This is a genomic window from Nitrobacter sp. Nb-311A, from assembly GCF_000152905.1.
Lineage (GTDB): Bacteria > Pseudomonadota > Alphaproteobacteria > Rhizobiales > Xanthobacteraceae > Nitrobacter.
Map to the genome: position 1 here is coordinate 307723 of NZ_CH672416.1, position 13717 is coordinate 321439.

The window sequence follows — 13717 nt, forward strand, 5'->3', positions numbered from 1 at the left end:
ACCTATGGCGCCGGTTTGGCCAGTGCCGCCATCGCTTCGGAAGCGAATTGACGCGCAGTGGCGAGAGCAGCATCGCGGGCGTCGACCTTGGCGATCCAGGGCTCCGCGGTGGTACGATCGGTCGGCGGAAGTGTATTCAGTTCTTTTCTCGCGGCGGCGACATCGTTGTGCCGGGCGGCCACCTTGATGCGAGCGACGACGGCGCCGGCGGAATCTCCGGCTGGCGGCGCGTCCAGGCGTTCGATGCGCACCAAACGCACGGCGCTTTCCTGCAACCGGTTCACGATGTCGTTGGCGGAGACCTTGATCGGCGCAGGCTCGAGTTTCGGAACGATCGCAAGAAGTTCGCGAGATAGCACGTTCGCGCTCGGGACCCCGGACTCTGCGAACGCCTCCAACGGTTTCAACTTATCCGGCTCGGAGATCAGCGTCCTGAACACCGCCAGCAAATCGCCATAAGGCTGCCCCTGGCGCACCGCGACATTCAGCAGCGTCGCAGCAACGGCCAGCCGAAGCGGTCCGTCGTCGGCCGGAGCCGCGCCACGCTTGGCTGTCTCCTCCGCGGTGAGGGTTTGCGTCATCTGCTCGACCTGTTGTTGGGTCTGCGCGAGTCGCGCGCTGAGAGCCGCAAGATCGGACGGCGCAGGGTCGGATGGAACAACATCGGACGGCGTCTCGCCGTCTTGCCGCGGCACAGCCGTTCCATCCTTCAGCGCGGCGGCCAGCCTGTCGGATTGGCCGCGAACGGTTGCCAATTCCTCGCGCAACGACGTCAGTTCCTCGCGCAAGGAGGCGGCGGACTTGTCCAGCGTCTCGATGCGCTCCGCCGCGGCCTGATCGAGCGACGAGGCGGCCGGCTTGCCCGCCGCCGCTTCGATCCGATCCACCCGGTTCGCGAGAGCGCCGAATTCCGCCTGACTCACTTGTGGCTCCGAGGATGGGACGGTGGGTGACGGCGGCAAGCCCGCCAGCCACGCGCCGCCGGCTACGATCCCGGCGGCGACAGCGCCTGAAAAGGCGGCGATCAGAACCAACGATGCGCGGGATGGAGACCGCGGAGGAGCCGGCTGCCGGGCCAAGGGCTGATCATCAACCGCCCCGCCCGAACCAGGGTCGGTTTCATCGGCTGCGACGGAAAGGTCGGCCCCGAGGTCTGTAGCCGACGACTGATCCTGCCAGCCTCGGTCCTGAGAGGCGTCATCCGCGCCCGAACTGGCGCTGAAGGGCGCATCCGAAGACGTGGACGGCCAGTTCCCGGCCTGTTGATCGCCCGCTGCCTCACCCCCATCCGCTGGGGCCGCATTCTCCGCCGCCCCGGAGATTCCAGTCGCGTCGTCGCCTGTGGAAAGCGGACGCGAGTTTCCCTCCTGGGAGACGTCGTCATGCTTGTCATCTGCCATCGTCACGGTTCCCCATTGCAGCGACACATCGTGTATCAGATTCGAGACCCCTCCCCCTCTTTACCGCGATTGTGGCCGTAACGCACGTCTTACTGCGACGACGACCGCAACGCACAATCCAGTGCCTCCAATACGGCTTGCTCGGCCGGGACGCTCGCCTCCAGCACATGGGGAGCACCGGCGTCCCGCAGAATCGAGGCGACTGCGCCAGAGATGCAACATTGCGGCACCGCCAACGCCGAAATCTCGACGCCCCCGATACGGACGGCATCCAGGAACGCACGGGCGCTGCGCCGCGAATAATGCAGCACCGCTGATATCCGGTGCGAGGCAAATGCGTCACAGACCTCGCGAGACAGGCTCGCCACCGGCGCCATGCGGTAACATGTTGTCGTTACGACAATCAAACCGTGCCCTTCGAGCTTCCCGGCGAGATCGCATGAACGATCCGCCGCAGCGAGATAAAGAATCCTGGCGCCTTTTATCAGACGTTTCGCGCGGACACCCTCCAAAATGAGCTCGCACAATGCCGCGGCATCTCCGGTTGCCGCCACCACATCCTGGAAGCCGATCCGGCGCGCGGCCTCGGCAGTGTGACGGCCGACCGCGAACACGGCCAGATTCAGCAGCGATTCAATCCCCGGATGGACGGCGAGCGCGCGCAGCGCGTTGGCGCTGGTCACAATGACCGCGCCATAATTCGCGTCCTGATCGATTTCGAAAGCAACCGCCTCGAAGCGTAACACCGGCGACAACAGCGCCTCGCGCCCCATCGCGCGCAGCGCCGCCGCCGTGGTTCCATTGTCCGGTTCAGGCCGTGTGACGAGAACCGCCACGCCTCACGCTCCGGCAAACAAAGTGAAGAACTTTTCGCCGGCGCGCTCACGCAGTTCATGCGCGGCGTCCGCCCCGAGTGCGGCCGCATCGGCACGTGCTCCCTCACGCGTGGTTTCATAGGATTCCGTGCCATCGGGAGAAATAATAAGGCCACGGAAGTGGATGCGGTCGCCGTTCACGCGACAATGACCGCCGATCGGCGTGCGGCAGGAGCCGTCGAGCAATGCCAGAAAGCTCCGCTCCGCGCTCAGCGCCACCTCCGTTTCAGAATCGCCGATCGCTTTCACGAACGCGTTGATGCGATCATCGTCACGGCGCGATTCGATCGCGATGGCGCCTTGCCCGACCGCCGGCAGGAATTCCTCGGTCTCGAGAATGCGCGTCGCCTTGTCCTGCAATCCGAGGCGATTCAACCCGGCGAGCGCCAGCAGCGTGGCGTCGGCCTCCCCGGCATCGATCTTGCGCAAACGCGTCTCGACGTTGCCGCGCAGCGCATTGACCTTCAGATCAGGGCGTAACCGAAGCACCATGGCCTGCCGCCGCAGCGACGCTGTCCCGACGATCGAGCCGGCGGGAAGATCGTGCAAAGACGCAGCGCGCGGGCTGATGAAGACGTCGCGCACGTCCTCGCGCGGCAGAAAGGCCGGCAGCCAGGTCGCGTCGGGCAGGAATGTCGGCACGTCCTTGGAAGAATGCACCGCGAAGTCGATGGCGCCGGCGAGCAGCGCCTCCTCGATTTCCTTGGTGAAAAGTCCCTTGCCTCCGACATCGAACAGCGGCCGGTCCTGAATGGCGTCGCCCGAGGTTCGGATGGTCTTGATGGCGATCCGCTCGGGCGCCACCTGATGCGCACGCGCCAACCGGTCCCGCACCTCGTGAGCCTGCGCCAGCGCCAGCGGGCTGCCCCGAGTGCCGATCGTTGCCAGAATCTCTGTCTCGTCCGAGGATTGCACGCCAAGACCTCATAGTGCTACGCCGTTGGGGAAGGGAAACGCTGGTTTGCCCGATAACGCAAGGGCCACATCTAGTCTAGGTACAATACGCCAATGCTGGTGCTGGGGATCGAGACCACCTGCGACGAGACCGCCGCCGCCGTGGTCGAGCGTCTCCCGGACGGCAGCGCCCGGATTCTCTCCAACATCGTACGGTCGCAGACCGAAGAACACGCCCCCTATGGCGGCGTGGTTCCGGAAATCGCGGCCCGCGCCCATGTCGAACTGCTCGACGGCCTTGTGGCCCGTGCGATGAAGGAATCAGGCGTCGGATTCCCACAGCTTTCGGGAATCGCCGCCGCAGCCGGTCCGGGCCTGATCGGTGGAGTCATCGTAGGGCTGACCACGGCCAAGGCGATCGCACTTGTTCATCGCACGCCGCTGATCGCGGTCAACCATCTCGAAGCCCACGCGCTGACGCCGCGGCTGACCCGCGCGCTGGAATTCCCCTACTGCCTGTTCCTCGCCTCCGGCGGGCATACCCAGATCGTCGCCGTGCTCGGCGTCGGCAACTATGTCCGGCTCGGCACCACGGTCGATGACGCCATGGGCGAAGCCTTCGACAAGGTTGCGAAGATGCTTGGCCTGCCCTACCCCGGCGGCCCGCAGGTCGAGCGCGCCGCGGAGGGTGGCGATGCGTCGCGATTCAATTTTCCGCGGCCGATGCTCGGACGGCCCGACGCCAATTTCTCGCTCTCCGGGCTGAAGACAGCCGTGCGGAACGAAGCCAGTCGCATCGATCCGCTGAAGCCGCAGGACATCAGCGATCTCTGCGCCGGGTTTCAGGCGGCCGTGCTGGAGGCGACCGCGGATCGGCTCGGCGTCGGGCTCAAACTGTTTCAAGAGCGGTTCGGAACGCCGCGCGCCCTGGTCGCCGCCGGCGGCGTCGCCGCCAACCGGGCGATCCGCGCCTCGCTCGAAGGCGTTGCCGCCAAGGCGCAGACCATGCTCATCATTCCACCGCCGGCCCTTTGCACCGACAATGGCGCCATGATCGCATGGGCGGGCGCCGAGCGGCTGGCGGCGGGATTGACCGACACGCTTGAAGCTCCTCCGCGCGCCCGTTGGCTGCTCGATGCCAATGCGCAAGCGCCGGCAGGCTTCGCCAATACCCGCGCCGGATTTTGAAGGCGACGCCGCGATGAGACCGCTCAACCGCGTTTGCGTGATCGGCGCAGGAGCCTGGGGTACCGCCCTGGCTGGCGTCGCCGCGCGCGCGGGCCGGGAGGTCACGTTGTATGCGCGCGACGCCGCTGCCGCAGCACAGATCTCGGCAACGCGGGACAATCCGCGCCTGCCCGGCATTCCGCTCGACCGCAACATCATCGTGACGCACGATCTCGCCGCCGCCGGTAGCGCCGATATCGTCGTGATCGCGGTGCCCGCGCAACATTCGCGCGCGGCGGTCGCCGCACTGGCGCCGCATCTTCCGCGCGGGACTCCCGTGATCGCCAGCGCCAAAGGCATCGAGCATGGCACCCGGCGCTTCATGACCGAGGTGATCGAAGAGGCCGCGCCTCATGCCGTCCCCGCGATCCTGTCCGGACCGAGTTTTGCCGACGACGTGGCAAAGGGGCTGCCCACGGCCGTGACGCTGGCCGCGAGAGACGACGAGTTGGCGGTCGCGTTGGTTCACGCGCTCGGCTCGGCCGCCTTCCGCCCCTATCACACGACGGACGTCCGCGGCGTCGAGATCGGCGGCGCCGCCAAAAACGTCCTCGCTATCGCTGCCGGGATCGTCGTCGGTAAACAACTCGGCGCGTCGGCGCTGGCGGCGCTGACCACGCGCGGGTTCAGCGAACTGGTTCGCCTCGGATGCGCGTGCGGCGGGCGCGGCGAAACGCTGGCCGGCCTGTCCGGTCTCGGCGATCTCATCCTCACCTGTTCGAGTCTCCAGTCGCGCAATTTCTCGCTCGGCATCGCGCTGGGGCGCGGCGAGCCAGCGCCTCACGGCAAACTCAGCGAAGGCGCACTTACCGCGCCGGCGCTGCTCGAACTGGCAGCCGCCCACGAGGTCGAGATGCCGGTCGCGCAGGCTGTCGCGGCCATTCTGGCCGGGCGATTGACGATCGACGGCGCCATCGACAATCTGCTGACGCGGCCGTTCCGGGGAGAGGGATAGCGATGGCCTACTGGCTGGTGAAATCGGAGCCTTCGGCGTGGTCATGGGAGCAGCAGGTGGCGAAGGGTGCCAAGGGCGAGCCCTGGACCGGCGTGCGCAACTTCACCGCGCGGCAGAATCTCGCCGCCATGAAAAAAGGCGACCTCGCCTTCTTCTATCATTCCAACGAGGGCAAGGAGATCGTCGGCATCGCCGAAATCATCCGCGAGGCCTATCCAGATCCCACCGACAAGACCGGCAAGTTCGTCTGCGTGGATATCAAGGCGAACAAGCCGCTGAAGACACCGGTGACGATCGCCGCCGTCAAGGCCGACGAGCGCCTGGCCGACATGGCGCTGGTGAAATATTCGCGTCTGTCGGTACAGCCGGTGACCCCGGCGGAATGGAAGCTTATCTGCAAGATGGGCGGGCTGTAGGCAGACGCGAGCGCTCCAGGCCGGATTCCGGACCTCGACACAGTTGAATGAGAATCCAACCTGGCGGCTTGTCGCCGTTACACACCGCGACGCATAATCGTCGCAACGGCGAAGACGGACCTGCCTTCGGTTCCGGGGCCCGAGTCCTGCGGTGGAGCAAAACAATGTCCGACAATATTTATGATGTAAGCGCGGATTGGGCCAAGCGGGCTTGGGTCGACGACGCCAAATATCGCGAGATGTATGCGCGCTCGATCAAGGATCCGGACGGATTCTGGTCCGAGGCGGCGCAGCGCCTGGACTGGATCACGCCGTTCACCAAGGTCGAGAACGCCTCGTTCGAACTCGGCAAGGTCTCGATCAAATGGTTCGAGGACGGCGTGCTCAACGCCGCCTACAACTGCATCGACCGGCATCTGGAAACACGCGGCGACCAGACCGCGATCATCTGGGAAGGCGACGATCCCTCGCAGTCCAGGCACATCACCTATCGCGAACTGCACGACGAAGTCTGCAAGATGGCCAACATCCTGCGGCTGCGCAACGTCAAGAAGGGCGACCGCGTCACCATCTACCTGCCGATGATTCCGGAAGCTGCCTACGCGATCCTTGCCTGCGCGCGGATCGGCGCGATCCACTCGGTGGTGTTCGGCGGCTTCTCCCCGGACTCCATCGCAGGCCGCCTGCGCGATTGCAAATCGCGCGTCATCATCACCTCCGACGAGGGCCTGCGCGGCGGCCGCACCATCGCGATGAAGGCCAATGTCGACGCCGCGATCGAGAAGGTCAACGGCGAGGTCGACTGGGTGATCGTCGTCAAACGCACGGGCGGCAATGTCGACATGAATCCGACGCGCGACGTCTGGTATCACGAGGCCGCGGCCGTGGTCGAAAGTGAATGCCCGTGCGAACCGATGAACGCGGAAGATCCGCTGTTCATCCTCTACACCTCGGGATCGACCGGACAGCCCAAGGGCGTCCTGCACACCACCGCCGGCTATCTGGTCTTCGTGGCGATGACGCACCAATACGTCTTCGACTATCACGACGGCGACATCTACTGGTGCACCGCCGACGTCGGCTGGGTCACCGGCCACAGCTACATCCTGTACGGGCCGCTGGCGAACGGCGCGACCACGATAATATTCGAGGGCGTGCCGAACTATCCCGACACCTCCCGTTTCTGGAACGTGATCGACAAGCACAAGGTCAACATCTTCTATACCGCGCCGACCGCGATCCGCGCTTTGATGCAGGCGGGCGACGAGCCGGTGAAGAAAACCTCGCGCGCGAGCCTTCGCCTGCTCGGCTCGGTCGGCGAGCCGATCAACCCCGAAGCCTGGGAATGGTACCACCGCGTGGTCGGTGACGGCCGCTGCCCGGTGGTCGACACCTGGTGGCAAACGGAAACCGGCGGCATCATGATCTCGGCGCTGCCGGGCGCGATCGCTCAGAAGCCCGGCTCCGCGACCAAGCCGTTCTTCGGAATCGTGCCCGAGATCGTCGATGCCGACGGCAATGTTTTGGAAGGCGAATGCAGCGGCAACCTGTGCATCGCAAGATCGTGGCCGGCCCAGGTGCGCACGGTCTATGGCGATCACGCCCGCTTCGAGCAGACCTACTTCTCCTCCTACAAGGGAAGATACTTTTCCGGCGACGGCTGCCGCCGCGACGCCGACGGCTATTACTGGATCACCGGCCGCGTCGATGACGTCATCAACGTCTCCGGTCACCGCATGGGCACGGCGGAAGTCGAAAGCTCGCTGGTCGCGCATGAAAGCGTGTCGGAAGCCGCCGTGGTCGGCTATCCCCACAACATCAAGGGCCAGGGCATCTACGCTTACGTCACCCTGATGCAGGGCGTGGAGCCGAGCGAGACACTGCGCAAGGAACTGGTCGCGTGGGTCCGCAAGGACATCGGCCCGATCGCTTCCCCTGACCTGATCCAGTTTGCGCCCGGCCTGCCGAAAACCCGTTCCGGCAAGATCATGCGCCGCATCCTGCGCAAGATCGCCGAGGATGAGCCGTCCAGCCTCGGCGACACCACGACGCTTGCTGATCCTGCCGTCGTCACCGATCTCGTCAAGAATCGCCAGAACAAAAAAGACGGCGCGACAGCTTAGAGTTTGTTTCAACTTCGTTGAATCAGACTCGTCGCTTATTGTTTGAGCATGATCTTTTTCCGAAAACCTGTTTCCACTTTTCGGGATCATGCTCCAGCGGGAGATTTCAACGAGGTCATTGGCTCGCCCACACGATCCGCGCGATCCATTCCACGTCGGAAGCGGGCAGCGTGCGGTTGGCATGGCTCGGATTGAGCGACTGCAATTCAATCGTCTTCGCAGTCCGGCGCTTGAGTTCCTTCACCATCACCTCGCCATCCCTGGTCTTCACCACCACGCGATCGCCACGCCGGATCGGCGTCCCCGGCGAGACCACGATGACATCGCCGTCACGATAGGCCGGCTTCATCGAGTCTCCGGATATCTCCAGCGCGTACGCGTGCTCGTCGTTGACAGCAGGAAGCCCCACCTCATCCCAGCCCTTCCCCACAGGAAAGCCGCCATCGTCGAAATAGCCGCCGGCGCCGGCTTCGGCGAACCCCAACAACGGCACGGCCTGCGCGGCTCGCGCCGAATCTTCGATGAACTGCACGAAGGTGTCGATCGCGGTATCGGTCGCGGCGAGCGCTTTGGCCACCGACTCGGTTGAAGGCCACCGCTCCCGTCCGTCGCTGGTAATGCGCTTCGATTTGTTGAAGGTGGTTGGATCGAGCCCTGCCCTTCTCGCAAGGCCCGACGGCGATAGGCCGGCGCGCTCCGCGAGACGGTCCAGCGCGGTCCATATCTGGGCGTGTGTCAGCATGACCATGGGGCGCGTCCTGATTCCGCGGCGGTGAATTCTGTCAAAGATTAGGAATTATTACCTCAACGGGCGCAAGCCTGCAATTGCGCCGGGGATAAAATGCGGCTCTTGAAGTGCGGGCGAGCCACCGATACGGTCACGCATGATCCGCCGCAATTTTAGCGGGTGGCAAGGGGGTTATGCGCTTTTCAGGAAGCGCGATGACGGGCTCGGACACGCGTGCGCACGATCTACAAAATCTGTCCTGCTTCGGCCTGGCGGGAGGCCGAGCGGCACGGCGTCTTTCGCGGCAGCGCCGACGATTTCCGTGACGGGTTCATTCATTTTTCAACCGCGTCCCAGCTCGAAGGCACGGCCCGCAAGCACTTTTTTGGCCAGACCGGGCTGCTCCTGATCGCGATCGATGCCGATGGACTGGGTGAGGCGCTGCGGTGGGAAATCTCGCGCGGAGGCGAACCGTTTCCACATCTCTATGGCGAACTCGATCTGCGTCATGTCACAACTGTGCTGGATATGCCCGCGCGACCGGACGGATATCACGATATTCCGGAGCTTGCGCCGTGATCCGCGCCTTCGATAACTTCTCGCTGCCCCTGTTGCGCTGGTTCGATCCCGAAGATGCGCATCGCATGGCGATACAGGGTTTACGGCTCCTGCCGCCGATACGCCAGCGCACCGAGGATCCGAAACTTGCGGTCCGCGCCTTCGGCCTGAATTTTCCTAATCCGATCGGCCTGGCCGCCGGTTTTGACAAGAGCGCCGAGGTTCCGGACGCACTGCTGAAACTCGGATTCGGCTTCGTCGAAATCGGTTCGGTAACGCCGAGAGCCCAGCCCGGCAATCCGCGTCCCCGCGTGTTCCGGCTTGAACGCGACGAGGGCGTCATCAACCGCATGGGATTCAACAACGACGGCGCACACACCGTGCTTCGCCGGCTTGCGGCCCGCGCGCATTCCGGCGGCATCGTTGGAGTGAACATCGGCGCCAACAAGGACTCGGCCAATCACATCGCCGACTATGTCAGGCTGATCGAAATCTTTGCCCCGGTGGCAAGTTACTTCACTGTGAACGTGTCGTCGCCCAATACTCCCGGCCTGCGCAACCTGCAGCAGGCGGCGGCGCTCGACGAATTGCTGGCGAGGGTGATCGACGCCCGCGAGCGTGTCCGACAGAACGCAGGCGACACGCCGGTGCTGCTCAAGATCGCGCCCGACCTGACCCTGGCAGAGCTCGACGACGTCGTTCACATCGCACGCTCACGACGCACCGACGGTATGATCGTCGGCAACACTACCTTGACGCGCCCCTCGACCCTGCGCGATCAAGCGCGCGCGAAAGAACAGGGTGGATTATCAGGACGACCGCTGTTCCGCCTGTCGACGCGGATGGTGGCGGAAACCTATGTGCGGACGGAAGGCGCATTTCCGCTGGTCGGCGTCGGCGGCATCGACTCAGGCGGCGCCGCACTGACCAAAATTCGCGCAGGCGCCACCTTGATTCAGCTCTACTCGTCCCTGGTCTACAAGGGGCTCGGACTGATCGACAACATCAAGAGCGATCTGACTTCGACATTGCTGCGAACCGGCCGCGACTCGCTAGCGGATGTCATCGGCGCTGACGCGGCGACCATTACGGCGGAAGACTGGCCGGTGTAGAGCCTGTCCGCTCCTGATAGAACCAGAAGCGGGGCTTTCAGATCTGATGACGTGCCGGAAAACTCTCTACCGCCCGCGCGGCGCGCCGAACAGGCGCGACAGCAGCCAGATCGGGATCACGATGACGGCGCCGAGCAGGAAGTAGCGCCACAATCCGTTGATTGCATCAAAGCCGAGATCCCAGACGCGTTCGATCAGCAGGCGAATGCTTTGCACGATATTCCAGGGGTCGAAGCCGATCGCCGCGAGCATGACGCCGACCAGCGTCGATAGCAGGATCAGGCGAAACGCGACCGCGAGCGGCGAGCCGCCCAGAAAACGCGACAGGCTGTCTTGGCTGGCCTGCAAGTTCCGGGTGTCGTCGTTCGGCATCAAAGTTCTCCTGCGGACATAAGGCCCACCAACATAATCAGTATGCGGCGGAGGGGAAACCACCGTTCCGCCATCAATGGCCGTTAGAGTCGGGTTCAACCGCGTTGAACAAGACTCTAACCTTAACTTTTTGATCGCGCATGATCTTATCCGAAAACCGGTTTCCACTTTTCGGGATCATGCTCCAGCCTTAACTTTTTGATCGCGCACAATCTTAGCCGGAAACCAGCTTCCACTTTTCGGGATCATGCGCCAGCGCCGGTTGATTTGGCGGCTTCAGAGGTCAGCATCCGTTCCAGCGTTTCCAACCGATCCGCCTCGCGCGGCGGCTTGTCCCAACGCAGCCGGTTGATCCGCGGAAAGCGCATCGCCACTCCTGATTTATGCCGGGCCGAACGCTGCAAGCCCTCAAAGGCGATTTCGAGCACCAGTCCCCGATCGGGCTCATGCAGGACATGGCGCACCGGGCCGAAACTCTCGGTGGTGTTGCGGCGGACGAACCGGTCGATCCGGACCAATTCCTCATCGGTAAAGCCGAAATAAGCCTTGCCGACGGGCACCAGCTGTTCGCCCTCCTCCCCCGCGGTCCAGACCCCAAAGGTGTAATCGGAGTAATAGGACGAGCGCCTGCCGTGTCCGCGCTGCGCATACATCAGGACGGCGTCGATGATACGCGGATCGCGCTTCCACTTCCACCAAAGACCTTTTGGACGCCCCGGCAGATAGGACGCGTCACAACGTTTCAACATGATGCCTTCGATGGCATCGGCATCTGCCCCCGCGCCGGCGGCGGCCGGGTCGGCCCGGGCTGCCGCCAATTCGCCCCAGGTCGCGAAAGCCACCCGCGGCGAAAGGTCGATGCGCGGGTCGTCAAGCGCGGCGATGAAATCAACAAGCCGCCGCCGCCGATCCTCGAACGGCAACTCGCGCAGATCGTTGTCGCCATCTTCGAGCAGGTCGTAGGCGCGCAGGTGAATAGGAAACTCCTTCATCAGCCTGGACGTCACCGCCTTGCGGTTCAGCCGCTGTTGCAGGACGTTGAACGATTGCACCCGTCCATCGCGCACCACCAGCAACTCGCCATCGATAGCGAAAGTTTGCTGCCGAAAAGCGCCAAAAGGCTTCCGCGAGTCATTGAGCCTCCCTTCAGAAGAGCCCTCGCGCCGCAACGAGGGGAGCAAATCGGGGAAACTGTGGGTGATGTCCTCGCCCGTGCGCGAATAGAGCCGTGTCGCGATATTGCCATGCTCATCGCAGCCGCTCACCGCCTGCACCCGGATGCCGTCCCATTTCCACTCGGCGATGAAATCGGCGGCATCCAGACGCGCAAAATCGGCATCATCGATCGCATGCGCCAGCATCACCGGCCGAAACGGCGCGGGGATGCGATTGACCGGTCTTTCGCCGCGGCCCTCAAGCCATGCGAACAGATCGAGGTAAGGCGGCGCGAGACCGGGCCAGATCAATTCGACATCGTGAACGTCTTTGCCACCAAGCGCGGCGGCTGCGGTCTTGGCGAGTCTGGCGGAGATGCCGATCCGCATGGCGCCGGTGACGAGTTTCAACAGCGCCCAGCGCCCGGTCTCGTCCAGTTCGTCAAGCCAGCGTGCAAGTTGCGCCGGCAGTTCGGCTTTGCCGAGCGTGCGAAGCGTCGTGACGACGTTTGTGAGAGTCGGGGGTGGAGAACTGTCGTGGTGGTCGTCCATTGCCCCTTCGGCAAGTGATGACGTCGGCCACATCAGTGCCGCCGTTTCAGAGAGATCGCCGACATAATCATAGGACAGCGCGAACAACACCGGATCGACGCGCGCGGCGATCAGATCGCGGACCAGCCCCGCCTTGGCGTGTTTGAACGACAATGCGCCGGTGAGCGCGGCCAGTGCGTAGCCTCGATCCGGATCCGGCGTGTCGCGAAAGTATGCGGTGATCAGCCGCAGCTTGTTGTTGCGGCCGGGCTCGTAGGCGAGGCGGTCGAGAAGTTCGGCGAAGCGATTCACGAGTTTGACTCTCCGCCGGAGAAACCAACCGTATCCCCCTCGCCGTCTTCATCGCCATAGCCGACCAGCGCCAGCGGGCGCGCGACGAGACCTTTGGTCATGCACCAGCGCACCAGCGCATCCTCCTGACCGTGGGTCACCCAGATCTCGCCCGCTCCTGTCGCGGCGATGATGCGGGTCAATCCAGTCCAGTCGGCATGATCCGAGATGACCAGCGGCAGTTCGATGCCGCGCTGGCGCGCCCGCGCGCGCACGCGCATCCAGCCCGAGGCGAAGGCTCTCACCGGATCGGGAAATCGCCGCGTCCAGAGATCGGTCGTGGCCGAGGGCGGCGCCAATGTGACGGCGCCGGCAAGATCGGCTTTCTTCATTCCCCTGACCGGCCTCAGATCACCAAGCGCGATGCCGCGGCTCTGATAATATCGGGTCACCTTGTCCATCGCGCCGTGCAGATAGATCGGCGCGTCGTAACCGGCCTCGCGGAGCAGCGCGATCACACGCTGCGTCTTGCCGAGCGAGTAAGCACCCACCAGATGCGCTCGCTCCGGAAACAGCGCGACCGAGGCCAGCAGCTTGCCTACTTCCGAAGCCGGATCGCCATGAAGGAACACCGGCAATCCGAACGTGGCCTCGGTGATGAAGACATCACAAGGAACCACCTCAAATGGGGCGCAGGTCGGATCGCAAACGTCCTTGTAATCGCCCGATGCAACGATGCGAACCCCGCCATGCGTGACAGCGATCTGCGCCGAACCCAGCACATGCCCCGCGGGATGGAGCACGATCGAGACATCGCCCAGCTTGATCTCTTGCCCATAGGAGATCGCCTGCACCGAGCCCGCGAAATCGTTCCCGTAGCGCAGCCGCATGATGTCAAGCGTTTCCGGCGTCGCCAGCACCGCCCCATGGCCAGGCCGGGCGTGATCGGAATGACCGTGGGTGACGATCGCGCGGTTCACAGGCCGCACCGGATCGATATGAAAGCCGCCAGGCTTGCAGAACAATCCGGCGGCATCAAGCATCAGGATGTCATGCGGGCGCATGAGGGGTATATAGGCGGA

General features: G+C 64.1%; 13 protein-coding genes. 6 read left to right on the forward strand and 7 right to left on the reverse strand.

Going from position 1 to position 13717, the window contains the following annotated elements; genetic code table 11:
- Positions 1 to 2 precede the first annotated feature (2 nt).
- The 3 genes from NB311A_RS10515 to hemC all read right to left on the reverse strand — a co-directional run bounded on the left by NB311A_RS10515 (position 3) and on the right by hemC (position 3190).
- Complete coding sequence (locus tag NB311A_RS10515) at positions 3 to 1400, reverse strand: hypothetical protein (RefSeq protein WP_040674894.1); 1398 nt, start codon at positions 1398 to 1400, stop codon at positions 3 to 5.
- 89 nt (positions 1401 to 1489) lie between these two features.
- Complete coding sequence (locus NB311A_RS10520; protein ID WP_009798519.1) at positions 1490 to 2236, reverse strand: uroporphyrinogen-III synthase; 747 nt, start codon at positions 2234 to 2236, stop codon at positions 1490 to 1492.
- 3 nt (positions 2237 to 2239) lie between these two features.
- Complete coding sequence (gene hemC, locus NB311A_RS10525) at positions 2240 to 3190, reverse strand: hydroxymethylbilane synthase (RefSeq protein WP_009798520.1); 951 nt, start codon at positions 3188 to 3190, stop codon at positions 2240 to 2242.
- A 93-nt stretch (positions 3191 to 3283) separates the two neighbouring features.
- Here hemC and tsaD point away from each other — a divergent pair, with 93 nt between their 5' ends.
- From tsaD to acs, 4 genes are all read left to right on the forward strand, one after another.
- The gene (gene tsaD / locus NB311A_RS10530) at positions 3284 to 4357 is read left to right on the forward strand and encodes a tRNA (adenosine(37)-N6)-threonylcarbamoyltransferase complex transferase subunit TsaD (protein WP_009798521.1); all 1074 of its coding nucleotides are present in this window, start codon (positions 3284 to 3286) and stop codon (positions 4355 to 4357) included.
- Between the two features lie 13 nt (positions 4358 to 4370).
- Positions 4371 to 5351 carry an NAD(P)H-dependent glycerol-3-phosphate dehydrogenase gene (locus tag NB311A_RS10535; protein ID WP_040674895.1) on the forward strand — a complete coding sequence of 327 codons (981 nt, stop codon included), beginning with the start codon at positions 4371 to 4373 and terminating at the stop codon, positions 5349 to 5351.
- Positions 5352 to 5353: 2 nt separating this feature from the next.
- Complete coding sequence (locus tag NB311A_RS10540) at positions 5354 to 5767, forward strand: EVE domain-containing protein (protein ID WP_009798523.1); 414 nt, start codon at positions 5354 to 5356, stop codon at positions 5765 to 5767.
- Positions 5768 to 5931: 164 nt separating this feature from the next.
- Positions 5932 to 7890: an acetate--CoA ligase gene (acs, locus tag NB311A_RS10545; RefSeq protein ID WP_009798524.1), complete on the forward strand. Its 1959-nt coding sequence runs from the start codon at positions 5932 to 5934 to the stop codon at positions 7888 to 7890.
- Positions 7891 to 8005: 115 nt separating this feature from the next.
- Here the strand turns inward: acs and NB311A_RS10550 are convergent, their stop codons facing one another.
- Complete coding sequence (locus tag NB311A_RS10550) at positions 8006 to 8632, reverse strand: helix-turn-helix transcriptional regulator (RefSeq protein WP_040674897.1); 627 nt, start codon at positions 8630 to 8632, stop codon at positions 8006 to 8008.
- A gap of 219 nt (positions 8633 to 8851) precedes the next feature.
- Here NB311A_RS10550 and NB311A_RS10555 point away from each other — a divergent pair, with 219 nt between their 5' ends.
- Complete coding sequence (locus NB311A_RS10555; protein WP_009798526.1) at positions 8852 to 9196, forward strand: DUF952 domain-containing protein; 345 nt, start codon at positions 8852 to 8854, stop codon at positions 9194 to 9196.
- Positions 9193 to 10287: a quinone-dependent dihydroorotate dehydrogenase gene (locus NB311A_RS10560; RefSeq protein WP_009798527.1), complete on the forward strand. Its 1095-nt coding sequence runs from the start codon at positions 9193 to 9195 to the stop codon at positions 10285 to 10287. Before NB311A_RS10555 ends, NB311A_RS10560 begins: the two co-directional genes overlap by 4 nt.
- 66 nt (positions 10288 to 10353) lie before the next feature.
- Here NB311A_RS10560 and NB311A_RS10565 read toward each other — a convergent pair whose 3' ends face one another.
- The 3 genes from NB311A_RS10565 to NB311A_RS10575 all read right to left on the reverse strand — a co-directional run bounded on the left by NB311A_RS10565 (position 10354) and on the right by NB311A_RS10575 (position 13699).
- Positions 10354 to 10659 (reverse strand): DUF6460 domain-containing protein, encoded by a 306-nt coding sequence (locus NB311A_RS10565; protein ID WP_009798528.1) that lies wholly within the window; start codon positions 10657 to 10659, stop codon positions 10354 to 10356.
- 245 nt (positions 10660 to 10904) lie between these two features.
- A complete protein-coding gene (locus NB311A_RS10570; protein WP_009798529.1) occupies positions 10905 to 12656 on the reverse strand; it encodes a cisplatin damage response ATP-dependent DNA ligase in 1752 nt (583 codons plus the stop codon).
- A complete protein-coding gene (locus tag NB311A_RS10575; protein ID WP_009798530.1) occupies positions 12653 to 13699 on the reverse strand; it encodes a ligase-associated DNA damage response exonuclease in 1047 nt (348 codons plus the stop codon). The genes NB311A_RS10570 and NB311A_RS10575 overlap by 4 nt, the downstream gene beginning before the upstream one ends.
- Positions 13700 to 13717 lie beyond the last annotated feature (18 nt).